The 23,919-nt window shown below is 67.9% G+C and carries 22 protein-coding genes; 16 read left to right on the forward strand and 6 right to left on the reverse strand.

All coding sequences use genetic code 11. From position 1 onward, the window contains the following. The first annotated feature begins 35 nt into the window (after window positions 1-35). Genes dctP through EGT29_RS20055 form a run of 6 tightly spaced genes read left to right on the forward strand, consistent with a single transcriptional unit; the run spans window position 36 to window position 4,701 of the window. On the forward strand, window positions 36-1,154 hold the full coding sequence (gene dctP, locus EGT29_RS20030; protein ID WP_124690620.1) for a TRAP transporter substrate-binding protein DctP: 1,119 nt from the start codon (window positions 36-38) through the stop codon (window positions 1,152-1,154). A 21-nt stretch (window positions 1,155-1,175) separates the two neighbouring features. Further along, a complete protein-coding gene (locus EGT29_RS20035; RefSeq protein WP_124690621.1) occupies window positions 1,176-1,508 on the forward strand; it encodes a DUF1330 domain-containing protein in 333 nt (110 codons plus the stop codon). Window positions 1,509-1,555: 47 nt separating this feature from the next. Next, window positions 1,556-2,029: a VOC family protein gene (locus EGT29_RS20040; RefSeq protein ID WP_124690622.1), complete on the forward strand. Its 474-nt coding sequence runs from the start codon at window positions 1,556-1,558 to the stop codon at window positions 2,027-2,029. A 29-nt stretch (window positions 2,030-2,058) separates the two neighbouring features. Next, the gene (locus EGT29_RS20045) at window positions 2,059-2,730 is read left to right on the forward strand and encodes an RraA family protein (protein WP_124690623.1); all 672 of its coding nucleotides are present in this window, start codon (window positions 2,059-2,061) and stop codon (window positions 2,728-2,730) included. 7 nt (window positions 2,731-2,737) lie between these two features. Then, window positions 2,738-3,739, forward strand: a complete 1,002-nt coding sequence (locus EGT29_RS20050) for a ketopantoate reductase family protein (RefSeq protein WP_238160135.1) — start codon at window positions 2,738-2,740, stop codon at window positions 3,737-3,739. Between the two features lie 32 nt (window positions 3,740-3,771). Beyond that, window positions 3,772-4,701 (forward strand): AraC family transcriptional regulator, encoded by a 930-nt coding sequence (locus tag EGT29_RS20055; protein WP_124690624.1) that lies wholly within the window; start codon window positions 3,772-3,774, stop codon window positions 4,699-4,701. Between the two features lie 10 nt (window positions 4,702-4,711). Here EGT29_RS20055 and EGT29_RS20060 read toward each other — a convergent pair whose 3' ends face one another. Together EGT29_RS20060 and EGT29_RS20065 are read right to left on the reverse strand one after the other, a co-directional pair. Further along, on the reverse strand, window positions 4,712-7,015 hold the full coding sequence (locus EGT29_RS20060) for a molybdopterin guanine dinucleotide-containing S/N-oxide reductase (RefSeq protein ID WP_124690625.1): 2,304 nt from the start codon (window positions 7,013-7,015) through the stop codon (window positions 4,712-4,714). Between the two features lie 17 nt (window positions 7,016-7,032). Beyond that, a complete protein-coding gene (locus EGT29_RS20065; RefSeq protein WP_087781515.1) occupies window positions 7,033-7,491 on the reverse strand; it encodes an Lrp/AsnC family transcriptional regulator in 459 nt (152 codons plus the stop codon). 182 nt (window positions 7,492-7,673) lie between these two features. On the opposite strand from EGT29_RS20065, the gene metC reads away from it, so the two are divergent. The 8 genes from metC (at window position 7,674) to EGT29_RS20105 (ending at window position 17,783) form a co-directional block, all read left to right on the forward strand. Next, window positions 7,674-8,876 carry a cystathionine beta-lyase gene (gene metC / locus EGT29_RS20070; protein ID WP_124690626.1) on the forward strand — a complete coding sequence of 401 codons (1,203 nt, stop codon included), beginning with the start codon at window positions 7,674-7,676 and terminating at the stop codon, window positions 8,874-8,876. Between the two features lie 82 nt (window positions 8,877-8,958). Next, window positions 8,959-9,894 carry a 4-hydroxy-tetrahydrodipicolinate synthase gene (locus EGT29_RS20075; protein ID WP_124690627.1) on the forward strand — a complete coding sequence of 312 codons (936 nt, stop codon included), beginning with the start codon at window positions 8,959-8,961 and terminating at the stop codon, window positions 9,892-9,894. Window positions 9,895-9,910: 16 nt separating this feature from the next. Continuing rightward, on the forward strand, window positions 9,911-10,690 hold the full coding sequence (locus EGT29_RS20080) for an SDR family oxidoreductase (protein ID WP_124690628.1): 780 nt from the start codon (window positions 9,911-9,913) through the stop codon (window positions 10,688-10,690). A gap of 195 nt (window positions 10,691-10,885) precedes the next feature. Next, the gene (locus tag EGT29_RS20085) at window positions 10,886-11,890 is read left to right on the forward strand and encodes a tripartite tricarboxylate transporter substrate binding protein (protein ID WP_124690629.1); all 1,005 of its coding nucleotides are present in this window, start codon (window positions 10,886-10,888) and stop codon (window positions 11,888-11,890) included. A 12-nt stretch (window positions 11,891-11,902) separates the two neighbouring features. Beyond that, window positions 11,903-13,162 (forward strand): D-amino acid dehydrogenase, encoded by a 1,260-nt coding sequence (locus EGT29_RS20090; protein WP_124690630.1) that lies wholly within the window; start codon window positions 11,903-11,905, stop codon window positions 13,160-13,162. 96 nt (window positions 13,163-13,258) lie between these two features. After that, window positions 13,259-15,433, forward strand: a complete 2,175-nt coding sequence (glgX, locus tag EGT29_RS20095; RefSeq protein WP_124690631.1) for a glycogen debranching protein GlgX — start codon at window positions 13,259-13,261, stop codon at window positions 15,431-15,433. 109 nt (window positions 15,434-15,542) lie between these two features. Beyond that, on the forward strand, window positions 15,543-17,450 hold the full coding sequence (locus tag EGT29_RS20100) for an ATP-binding protein (RefSeq protein WP_124690632.1): 1,908 nt from the start codon (window positions 15,543-15,545) through the stop codon (window positions 17,448-17,450). Window positions 17,451-17,585: 135 nt separating this feature from the next. Then, window positions 17,586-17,783 (forward strand): hypothetical protein, encoded by a 198-nt coding sequence (locus tag EGT29_RS20105; protein ID WP_124690633.1) that lies wholly within the window; start codon window positions 17,586-17,588, stop codon window positions 17,781-17,783. Here EGT29_RS20105 and EGT29_RS20110 read toward each other — a convergent pair. The 4 genes from EGT29_RS20110 to EGT29_RS20125 are packed head-to-tail and all read right to left on the reverse strand — an operon-like array spanning window position 17,780 to window position 21,410. Then, the gene (locus EGT29_RS20110) at window positions 17,780-18,382 is read right to left on the reverse strand and encodes a 2-hydroxychromene-2-carboxylate isomerase (protein ID WP_124690634.1); all 603 of its coding nucleotides are present in this window, start codon (window positions 18,380-18,382) and stop codon (window positions 17,780-17,782) included. The genes EGT29_RS20105 and EGT29_RS20110 overlap by 4 nt on opposite strands. Window positions 18,383-18,415: 33 nt before the next feature. Continuing rightward, window positions 18,416-19,381, reverse strand: a complete 966-nt coding sequence (locus tag EGT29_RS20115) for a tripartite tricarboxylate transporter substrate-binding protein (RefSeq protein ID WP_124690635.1) — start codon at window positions 19,379-19,381, stop codon at window positions 18,416-18,418. 28 nt (window positions 19,382-19,409) lie between these two features. After that, window positions 19,410-20,675 (reverse strand): CaiB/BaiF CoA-transferase family protein, encoded by a 1,266-nt coding sequence (locus tag EGT29_RS20120; RefSeq protein WP_124690636.1) that lies wholly within the window; start codon window positions 20,673-20,675, stop codon window positions 19,410-19,412. A gap of 24 nt (window positions 20,676-20,699) precedes the next feature. Continuing rightward, on the reverse strand, window positions 20,700-21,410 hold the full coding sequence (locus EGT29_RS20125; protein ID WP_124690637.1) for a glutathione S-transferase family protein: 711 nt from the start codon (window positions 21,408-21,410) through the stop codon (window positions 20,700-20,702). 144 nt (window positions 21,411-21,554) lie between these two features. On the opposite strand from EGT29_RS20125, the gene EGT29_RS20130 reads away from it, so the two are divergent. Together EGT29_RS20130 and EGT29_RS20135 are read left to right on the forward strand one after the other, a co-directional pair. Continuing rightward, entirely contained in the window at window positions 21,555-22,532 is a 978-nt protein-coding gene (locus EGT29_RS20130) for a LysR substrate-binding domain-containing protein (RefSeq protein WP_161567888.1), read from the forward strand. Window positions 22,533-22,601: 69 nt separating this feature from the next. Next, the gene (locus EGT29_RS20135; protein WP_161567889.1) at window positions 22,602-23,873 is read left to right on the forward strand and encodes a CaiB/BaiF CoA-transferase family protein; all 1,272 of its coding nucleotides are present in this window, start codon (window positions 22,602-22,604) and stop codon (window positions 23,871-23,873) included. The last annotated feature ends 46 nt before the right edge of the window (window positions 23,874-23,919 follow it).

Raw genomic sequence — 23,919 nt, forward strand, 5'->3', positions numbered from 1 at the left:
AGGCCCCCTCTCCCCTCGCAAGCGAACCTGACCCCATGCCCAACTCCGTCAAGCAGGAGCTCATGCGATGCGCGGCCGCCCGCGCATGGCTGTCGAGCGAGGCCGGCCAGACACCGGCCGAGCCGTCCACGCATGCCGCTCCCCCTGTCGTCATGCGCGTCAGCGCGCACCCCTCGGCCGACGCGTACGTGGTCCGGGAAGTATTCGACCCGTCGTTCTCGGCGCTGCGCCGCATGTCCCGCGGCCGGCTCGTGGCCGAAGGCCATTGGGGGGAAAGCGCGCATCCCGCCGCTGAAGGCTTCGAGGCCTTGGCCGACGGCCGGACCGACCTTGCGCCGTGCTACACGAACTGGCGGGCCGACGACTACCCGATGGCCCAGTTGCTGGCGCTGCCCGGACTCTTTCCCAACAGCGAGATCGGCACCGAGGTCGCGGAGCGGCTGTATGCGAAATACCTGCGGACCGAGTTCGAAAGGCCGGGCCTGCTGATGGGACGCCTGAAGGCCACCGGTGCTTACCACCTGTTCTCGCACAAGCCGGTCCGGCGCCTCGCGGACCTGCGCGGCATGTCGATCGCCGTCAACGCCGGCCTGGACAGCCGGATCGCCACGGCGCTCGATGCCACGCCCGTTGCGCTGAGTTCGGTGGAGCTGCTGCCGGCCTTTCTCGCGGGCCGCGTCGATGCGGTCTCGCTTGCCGACGGATCGGCGGATGTCTTCGGCGTGGGCGCAAAGGCCCCCTATCGGATCGAGATGGGCGTTTCCATGATGAACATGGAGTTCGGGCTGAGCGCCGCGTTCCTGCAACGGCTGGAACCCGGCCTCCAGGCCATCCTGAACGACTGGCTGCGCGCCGAGGCCCAGGCCGAGACCCAGATCCTGTATGGCCTTGGCGGCGCCCTGGCGCGGGAACGATTCGCGGCGGCGGGATGCGCGTTCCTGGAGCTGCCCACGCACGAGCGGATGGCGCTCGACGAAAGAATGGCCGACCTGGCGGACCGGACGACCCGCGAACTCGATCGACGTTCCCTGCCCGCCTCCCGTTTCGTGGCCGAGGCGCGCGAACTGGCCCGTGGCCTGGCGGGCAAGGACGCCAATCAGTTGATGCGCGATGCCATCGAACGGCCGCTGCGGCTGCTGTCCCCCGCCGACTGACCCTTTTCGTCGAGGTCTTCCATGAGTGCTTACTGGCTGGCGCGCAGCCGGGTCATCGATCCGGTCCGCTACATGAAATATGCGGAGCAGGTTCCCGCCATCATCGAGAAATATGGAGCGCGGGTGCTGTCCCGGGGCGCGCCCTTCGTGCAGGTCGAGGGCGACGGCCATTTCACGCGCTTCGTCTTGCTGGAGTTTCCCTCGCTGCAGCAGGCGCTCGATTGCTACCACTCGCCGGAATACCAGCGTGCCAGACAGCATCGGCTGGATGGGGCCGGCGAAGCGGAAATCACGCTGCTGGAAGCGGGCGAATTCACGTCCGCCATGACCCTGGAACGCGCCTCGAACGCGTGACGCACCCCACTGGCGGCGCCGGACGCCGCGCCAAGGAGAGCACAGCGATGCCCCTGCAATACATCGAACACTATCTCGTGCAGACCGAGGACTTCGAGGGAACCGTCCACTGGTACCAGCACGTGCTGGGCATGGCGCCGGGGCCGACGCCCGATTTCGGCTTCCCCGTCCAGTGGATGTACCTGGGTGACCGCGACGTCCTGCACATTACCCACGGCGGCAGGAAGACCACCGACAACCGCAAGCGCTACCTCGGCCAGCAGTCCGAGCAGACCAGCGGCTCGGGAGTCATCGACCACATCGGCTTTCGCTGCAGCGGCCTGCACGACATGATGGCCGGCCTGCGGGCCAGGCAGGTCGATTTCCGCCAGCGCCGCGTCAACGCCCAGGGGCTCTACCAGCTCTTCCTGTTCGACCCGAACGGGGTGAAGGTGGAACTCAACTTCCCCGCCGACGAGGCCGTCGGGCTGGAGCCGGAAATCGACGCCAGCACGTTCACCTACCAGCACGCGAACGACTGACGCCCAGTCAACGCCCCCTAGGACCTCCCATGAAACCTGGTTTTCGCATCCATCCCTCTCCGCCTTCTCCGCCCGCCGCGCTATGCGAGCGGTTCCGGGGCATTCCCACGCCCAACATCTCGGACAGCCTGGGCAAGACCTCGCCCGCGGGCACCGCGCTCAAGCCCCTGCACCGCGGCGGCGCCATGATCGGGCCGGCCGTCACGGTCAGACTGCCGCCCGGCGACAACCTGATGGTCTACAAGGCCATCGCCGCCGCGCGGCCGGGCGACGTCCTGGCCGTGGACGCGGGGGGCATGCTGGAGCAGGCCATCGTGGGCGAGATCATGACCTCGTGGGCGCGCCAGCGTGGGCTGGCGGGCATCATCATCCACGGCGCCGTGCGCGACATCGATTGCATCGCCGAATCCGAATTCCCGGTCTATGCCTGCGGCTACACCCACCGTGGCCCCTACAAGGACGGCCCCGGCGAGCTCAACATCGCGATATCGCTGGACGGCATGGTGGTCGAGCCGGGGGACCTGCTGGTGGGCGACCGCAACGGCGTCATCGCCATCCCCCGGCGGCAACTGGAAGAGGTCGCGGATGCCGCGCGCGCCATCCAGCAGCGGGAGGAGCGGCTGGTCGCCCAGATCGCCGACGGCGCCTACGATTCCGCCTGGATAGACGAGGCCCTGCGCGAGCGGGGCTACGAGCTTTGAGGCCCCCATGCGCACCCTGGTGATCGGCGCCGGTCCGATCGGCGCCTACTTCGCGGCGCGCCTGGCCGAGGCGGGCATCGACGTCACGCTGCATGGACGCGGCCCCGTCCTGCGCCATGTCGCTGCCCACGGACTGCGACTGGCGAGACAGGACGGCGGCCAGGCGCGGACGATACCGCTGCCATGCATGCTTTCGCCTCCGCCGGAAGCCGGCTGGGAGATGGTCATCTTCGCCGTCAAGGCGCAGGACCTGCCGGCCGCGGCCCGCCAATTCGCCCGTCACGTCCGGGATGCGGTCATCGTGCTGCCCCAGAACGGCCTTCCCTGGTGGCAGTTCCTGGGCACCGGGGCGCCGCCGCTGCGGCTGCATGCGGTCGACCCGGACGGCGACGCCGAGCGCGCGCTGCCCCTGGAACGCATCGCCGGCTGCACGGTGACCAAGGGCCTGTCGTTCGGGCCGGACGCCACGCTGGTGGAAGCCGTCGTCGCCAGCGACCTGTTCGCCCTGGGTGACGTGGTGGCCGGTTCGGGGGCGGCGGACCGCCCCGCGCACCTGCTGGCCGGCTGCGGCCTGCCGGTCAGGCTGGCCGCCGACATCCGGCTCGAGAAATGGCGCAAGCTGCTGATCAATGCCGCCTTCAACCCCCTGGGCGCCATCTCCCACCTGGGCTTCGGCCAGGTCCTGGACGATGCGCCGGGCACCTGGCTGGCGGGCCAATTGATGGAGGAAGCCTTGCGGGTGGCGCGGGCCTGCGGGCTGGCCGAACCCATCGACACCGAGGCCGCCTTCGCCCGGGCTCGCGGCAGCCGGCGGCACAAGACCTCCATGCTGCAAGACGTGGAAGCCGGGCGGCGGCTGGAACTGGATCCCATCCTGGGCGCGCTGCTCGAACTGGCGGCCCACCACGGACTGGAGGTTCCGACCCTGCGCGCCATCTACGCGTGCCTGCGGCTGATCGACCTGGGCCTCGTGGAAGGCCCTATTCAACGGCGGCCGGCAAGCGCATAAGCTGGCGCGATGCCGTTGCGGAGTCGCGCTCCATGGGGACCAAGACGATACCTACCTTCTCGCTCGCGCAGAAGCGTTTCTGCTGGGACGGAATCGGCGTCCGAACCACCGAATCCGCCGAGCGCAACATGCCCGCGCACCGCCACAGTTTCTTCCAGATATTCTTCGTCGCGTCGGGCAGCGCCACCCACGACATCGCGGGCAGGACCATCGAGGCCGGCGCCGGGCACATTTTCTTCGTCAGCCCCTACACCGTCCACCAGGTCACCTTCCCCGAAGACGCCGAATGCTACGTCCTGTACTTCGACGCGCCTTTTCTTCGGCGCGGGTTCTCGGTGTCCGAAATCGCCGTGCAGGATTCGCAGCTGTACGCCATGCCCGAGCTGGCCCCGTTCGTCTACCAGAGATTCTGCACTTACGCGCTGGATGCGGCGGCCACCCTGGACATGCGGGCGCGGTGCGAGCGCATCCGCGCCGCCTGCCAACGCAAGGACATCCTCGACCAGGCCGAGGCCAGAGCCGAACTGACCCTGCTGCTGACGGCGGTGGCCAGGCGCTACAGCGAGGATTTCAAGCGCATCGACAAGGCCGAATCCGCGGCGCCCAGCCTGGACAAGCGTGCCCGCGCGGCGCTGAGCTTCCTGCAGGAAAACTTCAACCGCCCGCTAACGCTGTCCGACGTCGCCCGCAAGGTGCACCTGACGGGGACCTATCTCACTCACCTGCTCAAGCACGAGACCGGCAAGTCGTTCAAGCCGCTGCTGGACCAGATCCGTCTGGAGAATTCGAAGAATCTGCTGGCCTATACGGACCTGCCCTTGCAGCAGATCGCGATCTCGTCCGGATTCCTGGACGCGACGCATTTCGCCAAGCGGTTCAAGGCCTATACCCGGTTGACGCCGGCCCAGTTCCGCCGGCAGAAGCGCGACCACCAGGCCGCGCCCGATGCGGACGCGGCCTGAGTAGCGGCCGCTAGACCGCCAGGGCCGGCACCTCGAACGCCTCGACCCGCGGCGCCTCGCCTTCCCACTTGCGGATCTCCACCAGCGCCGACAGCGCGCTGGGCGCCTGCGCCAGGCGCGACGTGCCCGCGTCCAGGGTCAGCACATTGGGATTGCCGTGGCGCTCCAGCGCCGCGTCCAGGGGGTCGAACCATGCGCCGGTGGACATGATGGCCACGCCGGGCATCACGCCGTCCTGCACGGACACGGCCGCGATGCAGGCGCCGCGATCGTTGTAGACCTTGACCAGGTCGCCGTCCTGGATTCCGCGCGCCGCCGCATCCCCGGCCGCCATCCGCACCCGTTCGCGCCCGTGCACCTTGTTGGCGGTGGACACGATGCCGGCGTCCAGCTGCGAGTGCAGCTTGTCGCCCGGCTGCGAGGTGACCAGGTGCAGCGGGAAGCGCGCGGCCAGGTCGGCGCCCAGCCATTCGGCCGGCGGCACCCAGGCCGGATGGGGCGGGCAGTCGTCGTAGCCGAAGCCGGCGATGCGCTCGGAATAGATCTCGATGCGGCCCGATGGCGTCTTGAGCGGGTGGGCGGCGGGGTCGCGGCGGAAGTCCTCGAACAGCACGAACTCGCGCGTCGGCTCGGGCAGTTCCAGGTAGCCGGCGCGCCAGAAGTCCTCGAAGCCGGGCGCGTCGAACCCCGACTCGCGCCATCCCGCGGCCATGCCGTCGTAGATGTGGCGTATCCACTGGAACTCGTCGCGGCCGCCGGTGAAGGCCTGCTCGTAGCCGCCCATGGCCGCCAGCTCGCGGTAGATGTCGAAGTCGTTGCGGCTTTGCGCATGCGGCGCCAGGGCCTGGTGCATGGCCAGCACGAAGCGGTCGCGCGAGGAACCGCCGATGTCGTTGCGTTCGAGCGTGGTGGTGGCCGGCAGCACGATGTCGGCGCGGCGCGCAGTGGGCGTCCACCAGCTGTCGTGCACGACGATGGTCTGGGGCTTGTTCCAGGCGCGCACCAGGCGGTTCAGGTCCTGATGGTGATGGAAGGGATTGCCGCCCGCCCAGTAGATCATCTGGATGTCGGGATAGACGTCGCTGCGGCCGTTGAACTCGAAGGGCTCGCCCGGCTGCAGCAGCATGTCGGCGATGCGCGCCACGGGTATCGAACGCCCGATGGGGTTCGCGCCCGAGGACATCTCGGGCGAGGCGGCGGCCGGCCGTGGATTGCCGACGCCGTTCATGGAGCCGTGGCCGAAGGCGAAGCCGCCGCCGGGCAGGCCGATCTGGCCCAGAGCCGAAGCCAGCGCGATGGCCGCCCAATAGGGTTGCTCGCCGCGGTGCGCGCGCTGCAGGGACCAGGTGCAGGTCAGCATGGTGCGCGTGTCGGCGGCGCGTCGCGCCAGGGCGCGTATGTCGGCCGCCGGCACGCCGCACAGCTCTTGCGCCCATTCGGGGCTCTTGGCCTGGCCGTCGGTCTTGCCCAGGACGTAGTCGGCGAAACGGTCGAAGCCGGCGCAGTGGGTCTGCACGAAGTCGGCAGCATGCCGGTCCTCGGTCAGCAGCACGTGGACCATGGCCAGCATCAGGGCCGCGTCCGTGTTCGGGCGGATGGGAATCCAGCGCGCGTCGATGCCTTCCGGCACGTCGCCCCGCGTGGGACTGACGACCACGAACTCGACCCCCGCTTCCCGCGCGCGCGCCAGCCAGCGCGGCGCGGAATGCTCGCCGGCGCCGCCCGAGGTGATCTGGGTATTGCGCAGCGGTATCCCGCCGAAGGCCACGAACAGCCGGGTGTGCGCGGCCACGCTGTTCCAGTCGGTGACGCGTCCGGTTACCGGCGAATAGGTGCCGATGACGTGCGGCAGCAGGAACTGCGCCGCGCCCCAGCTGTAGTTGCCGGCCTGGTTGACGCAGCCGCCGCCCGCGTTCAGGAAGCGGTGGGTTTGCGTGCGCGCATGGTGCAGGCGGCCGGCCGACGACCAGCCGTAGGAGCCGCCGAAGATCGAGGCATCGCCATGCGTGGCGCGCACCCGCGCCAGCTCGTCGGCCACCAGTTTCAGGGCCACGTCCCATTCCACTTCCACGAAACGGTCGCTGCCGCGCGCTGCGCGGTCGGCCCGCTCGCGGTCGCGCAGCCAGCCTTCGCGCACGGCGGGACGGGCGATGCGCAGGGGCGAGTGGACCATGCCGGGCATGGATTGCAGGATGGGCGACGGCGCAGGATCGAGCGCGAACGGCTCGCAGGCCTGCAGGCGGCCGTCGGCGACGACCGCGGTGAAGGCGCCCCAGTGGGACAGGGACGGAAAGCGTTTGACGTCTACGGCCATGGCGGTCTCGGCAGGGATCAAGCGTAGTCCAACGGCAGCGCCGTCGTGTATTTCAGTTCTTCCATCGCGAAACTCGAGCTGACATCGAAGAGTTCCACGACCTGTATGAGTTTCTTGTACACCATGTCGAAGCCCTGGATGTCAGGAACCACGACCTTGAGCAGGTAATCGATCTCGCCGCTCATCCGGTAGAACTCGACCACCTCGGGCATGTCGCGCACCCCGGCGGCGAATTTCTGCAGCCATTGCAGGTCGTGGTGGTTGGTCTTGACGGCCACGAACACGGTCACTCCCACGCCCAGCTTGCGGTTGTCGAGCAGGCACACCTGCTTGCGGATCACGCCCTCCTGCGTCAGGCGCTGGATGCGTTTCCAGCACGCGGTGGGGGACAGGCTGACCCGCTCGGCGATCTCGTTGACCGAGAGCGTGGCGTCTTCCTGGAGGATAGAAAGAATATTGCTGTCTTTTTTATCCATGGGGAATCAATCACTATTCTAGAGACTACAGGATAAATAATTTTCCCATTTTTTGACAAACCGGTGTCAATAAGGAAAAAAATTTAATCACCATCCCCCCTACACTTTCTCCATGCCCGGCCGTATCGCGGATGGGTCCGGCGCCACCGGCGCCGTCTGTGTATTCGAGGACAACAGCAGCAATGAAAGAAAAGACCAGGCTGGTTACCGCCGGCAGGCACCCCGAGCGTTTCGCCGGACTCGTGAACACCCCGATCTTCCGCGGGTCGACCATACTTCACGAGACCATGGCCGAATGGGAAGAAAAGAAGAAGCGGCGCGCCGCCGACGAGCCGGGCGCCACCACCTACGGCCGCTTCGGCACGCCCACCCACCACGCGCTGGAAGAAGCCATCGCCGAACTGGAAGGCGGCTACCGCTCGCAGGTGTTCCCGTCGGGGCTGGCCGCCTGCGCCACCGCGCTGACCGCCCTGCTGGCCGCCGGCGACCACGTGCTGCTGACCGACAGCGCCTATTCGCCCACCCGCACCTTCCTGACCCGGGTGCTGGGCCGCTTCGGCGTGGAAGTCACCATCTACGACCCGACCTCGGGCGGCGGCATCGAAGCCAGCATGCGACCCAACACCCGGGTGGTCTACGTCGAATCGCCCGGGTCCGAGACCTTCGAGATGCAGGACATCCCCGCCATCGCGGCCGTAGCCCATCGCCACGGCGCCAAGGTGGTCATGGACAACACCTGGGGCACGCCGCTGTTCTTCAAGCCCTTCGAGCATGGCGTGGACGTCTCCATCCAGGCCGCGACCAAGTACATCGTCGGCCATTCCGACGCCATGCTGGGCATCGTCACCTGCACCGAGGAGACCTGGCCGCTGATCAAGCGCACCACCCAGGACCTGGGCCAGACCGCCGGTCCCGACGACGTCTATCTCGCCTTGCGCGGCCTGCGTACCATGAACGTGCGCCTGCAGCAGCACTGGAAGTCGGGCGTCGAGGTGGCTTCGTGGCTGGAGACCCGGCCCGAGGTGGAGAAGGTGCTGCACCCCGCGCTGCCCAGCCATCCCGGCCACGCGCTGTGGAAACGCGATTTCCTGGGCGCCGCCGGACTGTTCGCGGTGGTGCTCAAGCCCGCCTCGCCGGCCGCGGTGGAAGCCTTCATCGACAGCCTGCAGCTGTTCGGCATCGGCGTGTCATGGGGCGGCTACGAAAGCCTGGTCATCCCCTTCAACCCGTCGGGCGACCGCGTCACCGCCAAGTGGCCGTACACCGGCCAGGCGCTGCGCCTGCACGTCGGCCTGGAGGATCCGGCCGACCTGATCGCCGACCTGGAAGGCGGCTTCGCCGCACTGGCCGAAATCGATTCGCCCCCCGTCGCGCGCCGCGCCTGACCGGGAAACCCAGGTATCGCGCGGGGAACGAGGGTTTCCCCGCGGAGTATCATGTAACAGTTAATCAATCGGTGGAATCGCCATGGCTAAGATGAAAATCGAAGGGTCGTTCGTCGCCCTGATCACTCCTTTCAATCAAGACGGCAGCGTCGATTTCGAAGGCTTCCGCACCCTGCTCAAGTTCCATGAAGACAACGGTACCTCCGCCGTGCTGATCATGGGCTCGACGGGCGAGGTCTCGATGCTGTCGCAGCAGGAGCGCCAGCAGATCATTGCCGAGACGGCCAAGATGAAGAACGGCAAGATGAAGTTCTTCTACGGCTGCACCGGCAACAACACCGACACCACCATCGACTACCTGCGCTTCGCCCACGCCAACGGCGCGGACGGCGCCATCCTGGCCGCGCCGGCCTATATCTGCGGCCCCGAGTCCGACATCGAGGACTACTTCCTGGAAGTGGCCGACGCCACCGACCTGCCGCTGGGCATCTACAACAACCCGCCGCGCGTGAAGACCGACCTGCACTGGGACAACCTGCTGCGCATCTTCAAGCACCCGAACTACGTCGTGCACAAGGAATCGACCACCCGCGTGGGCCAGGTCGCGCAAGTGCTGCGCGCCCGCCCCGACGTGGCCGTGATGTGCTGCGATTCGCCCAACCTGGGCCTGGTCGTCCCGACCATGAGCCTGGGCGGCCACGGCACCGCCAACATGACCGGCAACATCGCCCCGGCCGAGATCGCCACGATCTCCAAGCCCTGGAAGACGCCGGAAGTGTCCGAGAGCTTCCGCGACATGTACCTGCACATGCTGCCCATGCTGCACTTCTCGTACTCGGCCATCAACCCGGTGGCGATCAAGTCGCTGATGAAGGCCGTGGGCCTGCCCGCCGGCGACCTGCGCAAGCCGCTCAAGAGCCTGGCCCCCGAGGCGCTGCAAAAGGGCCTGCGCGTGGTGCGCGAGCTGGAACTGGACAAGAAATACGGCTGGAGCTCGCCCGAGCTGAAGTCGGCCTGACGGACGGACGCGACTCATGGACCTCGGCATCCAAGGCAGGAGCGCGCTGGTATTCGGCGGCAGCCGCGGCATGGGGCGCGCCTGCGCGCTCCAGTTGTCGCAGGAAGGCGTGCTCGTGACCATCGCGGCGCGCACCCAGACCACGCTGGAGAAGGCGGCGGCGGAGATCACGGCGCAAACCGGCACGCCGGTGCGCTACGTGGTCGCCAACATCACGACCGAAGCGGGACGCGACGCGGCGCTGGCCGCCTGTCCCGCTCCCGACATCCTGGTCAATAATGCCGACGGCCCCGAGCCCGGCGATTTCCGCACATGGACGCTGGATGACTGGCACCAGGCGCTGGACTCGATGATGCTGGGCCCGATCGAGATGATCCGCCGCACGGTGGACGGCATGGTCGAACGCAAGTTCGGCCGCATCGTCAACATCGTGTCGCGCAGCGTGAAGACGCCGCAGATCGAGCTGGGGCTGTCCAACGGCGCGCGCTCGGGCCTGGTGGGTTTCGTGGCGGGACTGGCGCGCCAGACGGTGCGCCACAACGTCACGATCAACAACCTGCTGCCGGGCGTGTTCGCCACCGACGCCCAGCGCCGCCACATCGAGGGCATGCTGGAGGACACCGGCAAGACCTTCGACCAGCTCTGGGAAGAACGCGGCAGCAACAACCCCGCCGGCCGCTACGGGCGCGCCGAGGAGCTGGGCGCGCTGTGCGCCTTCGTGTGCTCGGCGCACACGGGCTACATCACGGGCCAGAGCCTCTTGATCGACGGCGGCGGCTACCCGGGCACGTTCTGACGGAAACCCGGGCGCCGATCCGGGAACAAGAAGGAAAACAGGAGAACAACAAGGCGTCCGTGCCGTCCCGCTTGCGGAACGGCCCAGGACGCGCGGGCTGCGGCCCGCCCCGACAGGGGAAGCCGGAGCATTTTCTAATAACCGCAAAATATATAGAAAACGGAGACAATTCTGTTTTTCGAATATGGGGAAATCATGAACCACACGACCCGCCGCACTTTCCTGCGCACCACCCTGGCCGTTGCCGGCCTGGCCGGCGCCTCAGCCCTGACCAGTCCCGCCCATGCCCAGGGCGACTATCCGTCCCGTACGATCACCATCGTCGTCCCCCACGCCCCCGGAGGCGCGGTCGACAACACGGCCCGCCTGTTCGCCGACAAGCTCAAGGACGAGCTCAAGCAATCGATCGTCGTGGAGAACCGCGCCGGCGCCTCGGGCATGATCGGCGCCGCCTATGTCGCGCGCGCCGAGCCGGACGGCTACACGCTGTACTTCAACGCCTCCATCCACTCCATCAATCCGCTGCTGTACAAGAAGGACATCAAGTTCGACGCGGTCAAGGACTTCGCCCCCGTCAGCATGCTGGCCCAGGGCGCGCTGATCTTCAGCGTCCACCCCCAGGTCCCGGCCCACAACGTCCAGGAATTCGTCTCCGTCCTGAAGGCCAACCCCACCAAGTACACGTTCGCGACCAGCGGCTTCGGCTCGGCCGGCCACCTGAGTTCCGCGCTGTTCCTGCATGACACCCACCTGACCGGCGACATCCCCATCGTGCTGTACAAGGGCGCCGCGCCGGCGCTGCAGGATCTCGTGGGCGGCCAGGTGTCGGCCATGATGGACCCGATGCTGTCGTCGCTGCCGCACGTGAAGGCGGGCAAGCTGCGCGCCCTGGCCGTGACCGGCCGCGAACGCAGCCCGCTGCTGCCCGACGTGCCCACCATGCGCGAAGCCGGCTTCAAGGACTTCGAGTTCTACTCGTGGTATGGCCTGTGGGCGCCCGCCAAGGTGCCGGCCCCGGTCCTGAAGAAGCTGGACGCCGCCGCGGCCAAGATCATGGCCTCGACCGAGATGAAGGCACGCCTGTCGTCGCTGGGCTTCGAATCGGCCTACAAGAACTCGGCCGACTTCGCCAAGTACATCGACTCGGAAATGGCGCGCTACCAGAAGATCATCGACGCGGCCAAGATCACGGTCGAATAAGCGGCAAGGTTCATGAAAGTCCTCGTGCTGGGCGCCGGCGTGGTCGGCGTCGCGACCGCCTACTACCTGTGGAAGGACGGTCACGAAGTCACCGTGGTCGAACGCCAGCCCGGCCCCGGCCGGGAGACCAGCTACGGCAACGCGGGAGGATTGTGTCCGAGCTTCGCCGGCCCCTGGGCCGCGCCGGGCATGATCTCCAAGGTGCTGAAGCTGTCGGTCCAGCGCGATTCCCCCATCCGGTTCTCGCCGCTGCCCGAGCCCCGCAAGGTGGCCTGGGTGCTGCAATGGATGCGCAACTGCAATGCCGAGCGCTTCCGCGTCAACAAGCTGCGCATGCAGCGCGTGGCGCACTACAGCCTGCAATGCCTGCGCGAGATCGCCAGCGGCGAGGACCTGCCGTCGTTCGACTTCCATGAAGGCGGCACGCTGCAGATCTTCCGCACGCCCGCCGAACTCGACCTGGGCCGCCTGTCGGCCAAGGCTCTCGAGGAATACGGCGTGCCCTGGCGCATCCTGGATGCCGCCGACATCAGCGCGCTGGAACCGGCCATGGCGCACAGCCGCGCCACGGTGGCGGGCGCCCTGCACATGCCCGCCGACGCCTCGGGCGACAGCTACAAGTTCTCGCAAGGGCTGGCCGCGTTCCTGCAACAGCGCGGCGTCGACTTCCGATACGGCGTGAACATCGACGCGCTGGAACGCCACGGCGACGCCATCGATGCCGTCCGCACGTCGCAGGGCCTGCTGCGCGCCGATGCCTACGTCGTCGCGCTGGGCAGCCACGCGCCGTTCCTGGTGCGGCCGCTGGGCCTGAACCTGCCGGTCTATCCGCTCAAGGGCTATTCCATCACCGTACCCGTGTCCGACCCCGACGCGGTCCCGCGCATGGCGGTCATGGATGAGCACAACAAGATCATGATCTCGCGCCTGGGCAACCGCATACGCGCCGCCGGCATGGCCGAGCTGACCGGATACGGACTGGGCCTGAACCCGGCACGCAGGAAGCTGCTGATCGACGTCGTGGGCGAACTGTTCCCGCGGGGACTGGACTGGGACCAGGTGGAATTCTGGGCCGGCCTGCGGCCCATGACGCCGGACGGCCCGCCCATCCTGGGCCGCACGCGCTGGAACAACCTGTTCCTGAACAGCGGCCACGGCTCGAACGGATGGACGCAATCCTGCGGCACCTCGCGCATCGTGGCGGACATCGTGGCCGGCCGGCAGCCCGCCATCGACCTGGATGGATTGACGGCGGAACGCTTCCACGCCTGAAGCCTTCGGTCCGCTTACTTCTTTTACCTCGCGTAGGACACTTGGGCGAGCGCTTTTGTTGCATGCTATGACCCGGCTCGTAGCGGAAGCAGCAGCATGGCGAACGGAATTTATCGACTTGCCGAAGGCCACCCCTATCCCCTGGGCGCGACCTGGGACGGACGGGGCACGAACTTCGCGCTGTTCTCGGCCCACGCCACCAAGGTAGAGCTCTGTCTGTTCGATGCCCAAGGCCACGAGACCGAGCGGATAGAACTGCCCGAATTCACCGACGAGATCTGGCACGGCTACTTGCACGGCCTGCAACCGGGCACGCTGTACGGCTATCGCGTACACGGCCCCTATGCCCCCGACGAAGGGCATCGCTTCAATCCCAACAAGCTGTTGCTGGACCCCTATGCCAAGGCGCACGCGGGACAGTTGCAGTGGTCGCCGGAAGTGTTCGGCTACCGCGTGGGCGATCCGGACGCGGATCTGTCCTTCGACGAGCGCGACAGCGCCCCTTTCGTCCCCAAGTGCATCGTGGTCGATTCGGCATCGGGCAGCCGCCCCGAACGGCTGCTCGTGCCCTGGGACCAGACCGTCGTGTACGAGATGCACGCGGCGGGCTATACCCGGCTGCATCCGGACGTGCCGCGCGAGCTGCGGGGAACCCTGGCCGGGCTGCAAAACCCGGAGGTCATCGCCTATCTGCGGGGCCTGGGCGTGACCTCGGTGGAACTGCTGCCGGTGCATACCTTCGTCAACGACAACCACCTGCTGGAAAAGGGGCTGACCAACTACTGGGGCTACAACACGCTGGGCTTCTTCGCGCCCGATCCGCGCTATTTCGCCGGCGAGGCCGTGCAGGAATTCAAGGGCATGGTGGACCACTTCCATGATGCCGGCCTGGAAGTCCTGATGGACGTGGTCTACAACCACACGGCCGAGGGCAACGAACTGGGACCGACGCTGTCCTTCAAGGGCATCGACAACGCCTCGTACTACCGCCTGCTGCCCGGGCAGGCGCGCTACTACATCAACGACACGGGCACGGGCAACACCCTGAACCTGAGCCATCCGCGCACGCTGCAGATGGTGACGGACAGCCTGCGCTACTGGGTCACGGAGATGAAGGTGGACGGCTTCCGCTTCGACCTGGCCACCATACTGGGACGCGAGGACCATGGCTTCGACGAAGGCGGAGGCTTCCTCGACAGCTGCCGCCAGGATCCCATCCTGTCCAGCGTCAAGCTGATCGCCGAGCCTTGGGACTGCGGGCCGGGCGGCTACCAGGTCGGCGGCTTTCCCCCGGGCTGGGCCGAATGGAACGACCGTTTCCGCGACACCGTGCGCGGCTTCTGGAAGGGCGACGCGGGCACGGCCGCCGATTTCGCCACCCGCATCACCGCCTCGGGCGACCGCTTCAACCGGCGCGGACGCAAGCCCTGGGCCAGCGTGAACTTCGTCACCGCGCACGATGGGTTCACGCTGAACGACCTGGTGTCCTACAACGACAAGCACAACGAAGCCAACGGCGAGGACAACCGCGACGGGCACTCGGACAACCGCTCGTGGAACTGCGGCGCCGAGGGCCCCACCGACGATCCGGGCATCCGGGCGCTGCGCGAACGCCAGAAGCGCAACATGCTGGCGACCCTGCTGCTGTCGCAGGGCACGCCTATGATGCTGGCCGGCGACGAATTCGGACGCACGCAGCGGGGCAACAACAACGCCTACTGCCAGGACAACGAGATCAGCTGGGTGGACTGGGAAGGCATCGACGACGACGGCCGCGCACTGCAGGAGTTCGTGCGCAAGCTCCTGTACCTGCGCCGGCGCCTGCCGGTCCTGCGGCGCAACCGCTTCCTGACGGGCGAATACAACGAGGCCCTGGACGTCACCGACGTGCGCTGGCTCTCGCCCTCGGCCACGCCGCTGACCGGCGAGCAATGGGCCGACGAGTCCATGCGCTGCTTCGGCATGCTGATCGACGGCCGCGCCCAGGCCTCGGGCATCAAGCGCCCGGCCTCGGACGCCACCCTCCTGCTGGTGTTCAACGCCCATCACGATACGGTCAACTTCACGCTGCCGGACGTGCCCGGCCCCGATGCCTGGACCTGTCTGCTGGACACCAACATGCCGGTGCGCGAGGACCTGCCGGTGTTCAACGCGGGAGACGTCTACCAGGTCACCGCCCACTCGCTGCTGCTGTTCGCGCTCGAGGCCAAGGGCGCGTCGGCACGCGTGCTGGCCAATATCGAGACCCGCCTGACCGACCCGGCGGAATGATCCAATTGGTTCTCGCCTGACACCGATGATTCCCAGTCCGGGGGGAAGCCGGTACAATCCGGCGCGGCTGCCACAAGTAACCCTTTATTTCAATTGATACCAAGCTCCAATGTCGGCTGACCGAGCAAGCGCCCAGGCAGGCGACGCCGGAGCCGCTGCCTCCGCCCAAGTCCGCCTTCCCGTCCGGGGACGAGGCCTGATATACGGATGCTCCGCGCTGGCCCTGCTGGCCTGTGCGGTCAGCGGCGGCCTGCAATGGCCGATCGCCGTTCCGTTGATCTCCACGCTGGTCGCCGGCGTCATCGTGCTGCCCCTGCGCGAATCGACGCTGCTCTCGGCGGCCTCGGTGGTCTTCACGTCGCTGCTGGACTTCTGGGGCTGGATGATCGGTCCGCTGCCACTGGTCTGGCGCCTGCCCGACGTCCCGGTCGCGCCGCTGTTCGCCGTGACCACGCTGCTGTCCGTCGCCGTGGTCCACCTTTGCCTGTCGGCCTCGCAGGCAGCGGGCCAGCGGCTGGCCGCGCGAGCCGCCCTCGACCGCCCCGCGCAGCCGGCCACGCACCTGGAACCGCTGCTGGACCTGCTGCCGCACGCCATGGCGATCACCGGCGCCGACGGCTCGCTGGCCTATGCCAACGGCCCCTACCTGGCCCTGATCGACAAGCCTGCCGCCGTCGCGCTGGGACGCACCATGCGCGAGCTGTGGCCGCGCCGCGCGGCCTCGCTGTGCGCGCCCCACCTGGAACAGGCCACGCAGGGCAAGGCCGCGAGCTTCCGACTGCCGTTCACCACGCCCGACAACGTCAAGCGCGAATTCGACGTCTTCCTCTCGCCCCACGCCGACACGGACGCGGGCCCCCAGGCCACGCTGATGATGCTGGTCGACGTGACCGACGCGGTGCGCGCCAAGCACGGCCTGATCGAACGCGAATCGATGTACAAGGCCGTCATCGAGCATGCCCCCATCGGCATCCTGACCCAGGTCGACGGCCTGCTGATCTATGCCAACCCCGCGGCGCTCCTCATGCTGTCGGCGGACTGGTCGGGCCGCGCCATCGGGCGGCCGTTCTCGGACTTCATCGTCGACAAGGACCGCGAGAAGGTCCGCCGGCGCATCGAGGAACTCGCCCAGGCCCCGGGCTTCGCCGAGTTCAGGCCCTACCGGCTGGTGGCGCTGGACGGCCAGAAACGCGACGTCGAGCTGGCCGCGATCAGCGTCACCCGGGACGGCAAGCAGCGGGTCGAATTGTTCTGCGTCGACGTCACGGAACACCGGCTGGCCGAAGACAAGATCCGGCAGTTGAACGAAACCCTGGAGCTGCGCGTGGCCGAACGCACGGCCGAACTGGAAGCCTTCACCAGTTCGGTCAGCCATGACCTGCGCGCGCCCGCCCGCCAGATCATGTCAGCCGCCGACATCATGCTGCGCAAGACCGGACAGCCGGGCAGCGACATCAAGCCCATGCTGTCCGCGCTCCTGACCACCGCGGAGCGCATGAACCGCACCATCGACGCCCTGCTGGAACTGTCGCGCCTTGGGCGCGCCGGCATCGTGCCCTCGCTATGGCCGCTCAGCACCATGGTGCAGGAAATCCAGTCGGAGCTGGCCGCCAGCGTGGGCGACCGATCGGTTTCGTGGCGCATCGACGCGCTGCCGCGCGTGTTCGCCGACCCTCATTTGATCCGGCTGGTCATGGTCAATCTGCTGGACAACGCGGTGAAGTTCACCCGCTACACACCGAACGCCCGGATCGAGGTCTGGGCCGACGAATACGAGCAGACCGTCGCCATCAACGTGCGCGACAACGGCGCCGGCTTCGACATGCGGCAGGCGGGCAAGCTTTTCACCATGTTCAGCCGGCTGCACTCCAACCGGGATTTCGACGGCACCGGCGTGGGGCTGGCGCATTGCCGCCGCATCATCGAACGCCACGGTGGACGCATCGTCGCCCATGGCGAGGCGGGCAAGGGGGCCACCCTGCGCTTCACCCTGCCCCACGAATCGCATTCCGCGTGAACCCGCTACGCCGGGCCGGGCCAACCTGTATCTGTATGTAAAACACCACTGCAACATTACATTGCGGAAATGTTTACAGAATGCAACATGAAAAATCTAGAATAAACAGTCCCTATTCCTCGTTTTCGAGGCGCCATGACCACCCTCGCCTACAGCTCGCTCGCGGTTGCCTTCCTGCTGGGCTTGCTCAAGCTTCGATCGTCCTGGCGCAAGCGGCGGCGCCTGCGGGAGATCGAACTGCGAGGAGGATCGCTGTGCCTGGAATGCGACCGCTACCTGAAGCCGCACGCCCGCTACTGCCCGCATTGCCTGGCTGAACAGAAGCGCGCCTAGGCCGCGCGGGCCTGCCGGCGCCGCAGCTCGTCCTCGACGAACTCCATCCGGTCCTTGCCCCAGAACAGCTCGTCGCCGACGATGATCATCGGCACGCCGAACACCTCGCGCGCGACGCCCTCGTTGGTGCTGCGGGCCAGTTCCTCGGCAATCTCGTCCGAGGCGCTCAGGCGCTCGAACGCGTCCGGATCCACCCCCAGCGCCTGGGCGATGGGACGCAGGCCGGCATACTCGGCGATGCTGGCGTCGCCGTGCTCCCAGTAGCGCTCCATGACCCGCTCGACGAATTCCAGTTCCTTGCCGTGGCGGCGCATGGCCAGCGATCCGCGCAAGGCACGGCTGGATTTGATCGGGAACTCGCGCGGCATCTGGAACGGCAGGCCGTACTTCTCGGCCCAGCGCATCAGGTCGCGCTTGCGGTTGCGCAGCTTCGCCTTGGGTTCCTTCATCAGTTCGTAGTTGTTGCTGCGGAACACGTAGCCCAGGTTGAACGGGTGCAGCACCAGTTCGGCGCCGTAGCGCGCCAGCAATGGCTTGATCAGCTTGATGGCGAAATAGGTATTGGTGCTGCCCACGTCCCAGTACATCTCGATCTTCATTGCGTCTTGCTCCAGAAAAAATCCGCGTCCGTGCTATTGCACCAATCCCTGCGACTGCTGGATGAGCGGTGTCCACGTGGCAACCTGGCTCTTGAGCTTCTGTTCCAGCGCGGCGGGCGTCGCTCGTCCGGCTCCCACGGGCATCGCCCCCAGCTTCTTCATGCTGTCGACGAAAGCCGGATCCGACTGGGCGGCCTGCAAGGCCTGCTGCAGCCGGCCGATCACGGCCGGCGGCGTCGCGCGCGGCGCGTACAGGCCGTGCCAGACCGTGACCTCGAAACCAGGCAGGCCCTGTTCGCTCAGCGTCGGCAGCTCCGGCAGCGAAGGCAGGCGGACCGCCGTGGTGCTGCCATAGGCCTGCACGCGGTTCGCCAGGATGGGTTGCTGGGTGGTCGTGATCTGGTCGCACAGCAGGTCGACCTGGCCGCCCTGCAGGTCGGTCATGGCCGGCGCGGCGCCCTTGTACGGAACGGTCGTCAGGGCCACCTTCAGGCGCGTCATCAGCATCAGCCCGCATAGATGCGACGCCGTGCCGATGCCGGCATTGCTGAGGTTGATGCGCGAGCCCTGGCTCTGCAGATAGGCCGAGAGTTCCTGGAAATTCCTGGCCGGCAGGTCCTTCTTGCCGACCAGCGTCATGGGCACGTCGACCACTTCGCCCACATAGCCGAAGTCCCGCACCGGATCGAACTTGATCTCCGGGGACAGCGCCTTCACGGTGGACATGCCGATGTTGTGGATCATCAGCGTGTAGCCGTCGGGCGCGGCGCGCAACAGCGCTTCCGCGCCGACGATGCCGCCCGAGCTGGGCCGGTTGTCCACCACCACCGTCTGCCCCAGGTTGGCGCCGATGGCCAGCGCCAGGTGCCGCGCGACCACGTCCGTCGGGCCGCCGGCCGAGAACGGCACGATCACCGTGACGGGTCGTGCCGGAAAGGTCTGCGCCGATACCGGCCCGGCCGCCACGGCCAATGCCGCCGCAAGCATGAATGTCCGCATGATGCCTCCTCCTTGGATGGATGACTCGTCAGGCCGCCCCGCGTCTGCCGCGCGCGATCAGCCTGTCCTGTACCAGGACCTCTTGCGCGTAGAGCGCCTCGATGTCCTCGGGCCCCAGCCCGAGCACCTCGCTCAACACGTCTTCGTTGTGCTCGCCCAGGGCATCGGCGCGCAGCTCGCGCGCCGGTTCCCAGGCGGAAAAACGGACCGGCAAGCCGGGGATGTCGAAATCGCCCAGCACCTCGTCATGGACGCGCCGCACGGTGCCGCGCTCGCGCAGGTGCGGTTGCGCCATCGCCTCGTTCAGCGTCAGGACGGGCGCGCAGGGAATGCGGTGCGCCTCCAGCGCGGCCACGGCCGTCTCGCAGGAATCGAAGCGCGCCAGCCACCCTTCCAGCAGGGTCTTGAGCGCCGCGTTGTTGTCGCGCCGCAGGGCCGCCGTGGCGAAACGCGGATCGGCCAGCAGTTCGGGCATGTCCAGCGCGCGGGCCAGCGCCTCCCATTGGTGGGGCAGCGTGGCCAGGGCGATGTAGCGGCCGTCGCCGCAGCGGAACAGGCCGGTCGGACCGCCGTCGGGATGCTGCGAGCCGGTGCGGCGCGGCGTATAGCCGGGACGCAGCGACACGCGCGGCAGCGCCACCTCGTGCATCTGGAAATAGGTGTCCAGCAGCGAGGCCTCGACGTGCTGGCCTTCCCCGGTGCGCTCGCGATGCAGCAGCGCATAGCCCACGGCCATCGCCGCCGTCAGCCCGGTGGCCGTGTCGCCGACCGCCATGGTGATCATCGCCGGATCGCCGTCCGGGTCGCCGATCAGGTCGGTGATCCCGGCATAGGCCTGGGCGACATAGTCGTAGCCGGGCTTGCGGCTGAGCGGCCCGCGCTGGCCCGCCAGCGAGATCGAGCACATGACCAGGCCCGGGTTCGCTTCGCGCAGCGCCTCGTAGGACAGCCCCGCGCGCTCCATGACGCCCGGGCTGAAGTTCTCGACCAGCACGTCGCAGCGCGCGGCCAGCGCCTTGATCAGCGCCACGCCGCGCGGATGCTTCATGTCCACCGCCACGCTGCGCTTGGAATGGTTGTGCTGGAAGTAATAGGTGCTGCGGCTGGAATTCTTGTGCAGCGGATCGCGCGAACGCAGTCCGCCTATGCGGGTGCGGTCGCCGAACGGCGCGAGTTCGAGCTTGATGACGTCGGCGCCGAGCTCGGCCATGATGCGCGAGCAGGTCGGCCCGGCCACGATCTGCGTCATATCCAGGACGCGGTATCCCTTGAGCATGGGCAAGGCGGCGGACATGGGTTTCCTTCGGTGTGGCGGTTCTCAGACTTGGCGCGCGCCCGGCCGGGCGCCGCCGAACAGGTTGTTCCAACGCTCGCCCTGGGGCGGAGCGCCGCTGCGGTCCACCTTCCCGGCCAGCACCGCGAGTCCGCGCTGCACGGCCGGACGGGCGCGAACCGCCGCGTACCAGCGCTTCAGGTTGGGCCAGGCGTCGATGTCCTGGCCCTGCCACCTGTAGGGCCGCAGCCAGGGATAGGTGGCGATGTCGGCCAGCGTATAGGCATCGCCGGCCAGGTACTCGGCCTCGCCCAGGCGGCGGTCGATCACGCCGTACAGGCGATGCGCCTCGTTGGTGTAGCGGTCCACCGCGTAGGAAATGGTCTCGGGCGCGTACTTGCGGAAGTGATGCGCCTGGCCCAGCATGGGGCCGACTCCGCCCATCTGGAACATCAGCCACTGCACGGTGGCATAGCGCCCCACCGGATCGGCGGGCAGCAGTGGGCTGGCGAATTTCTCGGCCAGGTACATCATGATCGCGCCCGACTCGAACATCGCCAGCGGCCGCCCGTCCGGACCGTCCTGATCGACGATGGCGGGCACCTTGCTGTTGGGGCTGATGGCCAGGAAGGCGGGATCGAACTGCTCGCCCTTGCCGATGTGCACCGGCACCACGCGATAGGGCTGCCCCAGTTCCTCCAGCAGGATCGAGACCTTGTAGGCGTTCGGAGTGGTCCAGAAATAGAGGTCGATCATGATGTCCGTGCCCTTGCGCGGCTTCTCCGGGAATGGGAAGCCATGGTAGGGACATCGATGCGTCGGGAATAATAGGACATTGCGATCCCGGTATACGCGGAACCTATGGTCTACAGTGTTCCGCCGCGAGCACGAGAGAAGAACATGGAACTGAGGCAGTTGCGGTACTTCGTTCGCATCGTCGAACTGGGCAGCGTGTCCCGCGCGGCCAAGGATCTCTATATCGCGCAGCCGGCCCTGAGCGCGCAGCTGGCGAACCTGGAATCCGAACTGGGCGTGCGGCTGCTGGCGCGCAGCGTGCGCGGCGTCACACCCACCGCCGGCGGCAAGACGCTGTACCTGCATGCCCAGGCCGTGCTGCGGCAGGTCGAACGCCTGCGCCGCGACGTCGCGCATGCCGGCGCGCTGCCCGGCGGCCCGGTGTCGGTAGGCATGCCCACCAGCGCCGCCAACGTGCTGGCCGGCCCGCTCATCGCCACCGTGCAGCAGCGCTATCCCGACGTCCAGCTCAGCCTGGTCGAAAGCCTGAGCGGCCACCTGCGCGAACTGGTGGGCAACGGCCGCCTGGAGATGTCCCTGCTGTTCGAGCCGGCACCGCCACCGGGCGCGGCCGCGCGCGAGGGCGGCGACCTGCCCCACATCCACCGCGTCCCGCTGGTCGAGGAAGAGCTGTTCCTGCTGTCGGCCACGCCCGCCCCAGGCGCCCGCGACGGCCGCGTCAGCCTGGAGGACGCCGCGGCGATGCGGCTGGTGCTGCCCGGACGCGCCAACATCACCCGCCAGCTCATCGACCAGGTATTCGCCGCGCGCGGGCTGGCCACCCAGGTCATGGCCGAACTCGATTCGCTGTCCACCATCCAGACCATCGTCGAACGCGGCCAGGCGGCCACCATCCTGTCGCTCTCCTCGCTGGTGGGCGAAGGCGCTCGCGACCGGCTGTCGGCGCTGTCGGTGGGCGACCCGCCCATCCTGCGGCGGCTCTCGCTGTGCAGCCCGGACATCGTCGCCATGGGCTCCGCCGCGGAAAGCGTGGCCGCGCTGATCCCCGAGCTGGTGCGGGACATCGTCGCGGCGGGCGGCTGGCCCGGCGCCACGGCGCTGGCGGCCGCGGAGGTTCCATAGCGGCCGGATATGGCCCCCGCGCAAAGTCCTATGACGCCCCCATCGCCGGTTCTGCTTAGACTGCCCGCCATGAACCAGATCACGCAGAAGCTATTGTCCGGGACCCTCGTATTGGATCTGACCCGCTTTTTCTCGGGTCCGCAGGCCACCCTGTTCCTTGCGGGCATGGGCGCGCAGGTCGTGAAGATCGACGATCCCGCCACGGGCGATCCCACCGCGTTTTCCCCTCCTTATGCCGGACCCGGCGGCGTGTCCTTCCAGCGGACCTCGGACGCGGACATGGGCCTGGCCTACCTGAAACGCGCGCGCGGCAAGCAATCGGTCATGCTGGACCTGAAATCGGAAGCGGGCCGCGAGGTATTCCTGCGCATGGTGGCCGGCGCCGACGTCGTGATCGACAATTTCAGCGCGGGCGTGGCGGACCGGCTGGGAATAGGCTATGACGCGCTGGCGGCGGTCAACCCCGGCATCGTCTATTGTTCCCTGACGGGATACGGCGCGACCGGCTCCGATCGCCACCTGAAGGCCTACGACCTGATGGTGCAGGCGGCGGTGGGCCTGATGAGCGTGACCGGGGAAGCCGGCGGCCCCCCGGTCAAGACCGGCTCGCCGCTGTCGGACGCCATCGCCGGCGTGTTCGCCGCGTCCGGCATCCTGGCCGCCCTGCTGCACCGCCAGCGCACGGGGCGCGGCCAGGCGGTGGACGTCTCGATGGCCGACTGCCTGTTCTCGCTGATGTTCGACGAACCCTTCGACTGCTACGAGCGGCTGGGCCTGCCCCACCGCCAGGGCAGCCGCATCATGCGGTTCTCGCCCTTCAACGTCTACCGCTCGCGCGACGGCTGGGTAGTGCTGGGCGCGGCCACCGCCGCCGACTGGACCGCCCTGCTGGGCGCGATGGAGCGGCACGACCTGACGGACGATGCGCGGATGAACGATCTGGGCTGGCGCATCGCCCACAACGCGCAGGTCGACGCCATCGTGTCCGCCTGGACCGAGGCGCGCGCCACCCAGGACATCGTCCAGGCCCTGCACGCGGCCAAGGTGCCGTGCAGCCCGGTGCGCAGCATCGACGAGGTCATGCAATGGCGACAACTGCGCGAGCGCGGCATGGTGGTCCCGGTGCACAACCCCATGACCGGCACCGACATGGCCGCCAGCGCCCCCGGCTTCCCCATCAAGTTCAGCGCAGGCCAGGCCGGCTACGACGCGCCGGCGCCGCTGCCCGGCGCCCACACGCAGGAGATCCTGGAAACGCTGGCCGGGCTGTCGCCCCAGCGCATCGAGGAACTGGCGGCGCGCGGGATCGTACGGCGCGCGCAGGTGCCGCCCTCCCAATGAAAAAGACCTCCCGTCGGGAGGTCTTCTGCCTGGCACAACCGTCGCC

Origin of the sequence: Pigmentiphaga sp. H8 (assembly GCF_003854895.1) — a bacterium.
GTDB lineage: Bacteria > Pseudomonadota > Gammaproteobacteria > Burkholderiales > Burkholderiaceae_B > Pigmentiphaga.